Here is a 476-nt window from a genome sequence, read left to right as displayed (position 1 = left end):
GCCGGCGGCGGCCGGGCCGACAGCATCTCGCTGCGAAATACACGCAGGGCGGATTCGTAGGCGCCGAGCCTCGCCTTCGCCTGATAGGCGAGCCGTGTCAGCCCCGATGGGACCACGGCGCGGCCGATATTGTAGTAAGCGAGCAGCCCGATTGCGGCGACCGTAAATGCCACCAGTACGGTCATCGCCAGGGTCAGGCGCGCCGACAGGCGCATCGATTGAATCTCCGGAGAACGGAACGCGGACAGACCGGCAACCTATATGAAGGACCGGTGGCGCGCCACCGCGGCGGCGCTGATGCCGGCCGCGGTCAGGCGGGAATGTCGCCGAACCCCTTCCCGGGCTTCAGCGGCTTCAGACGGACCAGACGGGAGTCCTCCACCGCGGCCTGGCGGTGCTTGACGGCCTCGCGGTACACCGGATCGCGGATCATCTCGACGAACGCCGACACGCTCGGATATTCGGCAATGAAGACC

2 protein-coding genes are annotated in these 476 nt (G+C 67.2%); both read right to left on the bottom strand.

Annotated elements, in window-relative coordinates:
- The coding region (locus DY467_RS25535; protein ID WP_164639835.1) for a hypothetical protein at positions 1-215 on the bottom strand (215 nt) is incomplete at its 3' end.
- 95 nt (positions 216-310) lie between these two features.
- Positions 311-476: DUF1330 domain-containing protein (locus DY467_RS25530; protein WP_164639833.1), on the bottom strand; the 166-nt coding region annotated here is incomplete at its 5' end.

Origin of the sequence: Rhodopseudomonas sp. BR0G17, from assembly GCF_010907025.1 — a bacterium.
Classification (GTDB): domain Bacteria; phylum Pseudomonadota; class Alphaproteobacteria; order Rhizobiales; family Xanthobacteraceae; genus Rhodopseudomonas; species Rhodopseudomonas palustris_H.
This window is presented reverse-complemented; position numbering and strand designations above follow the sequence as displayed.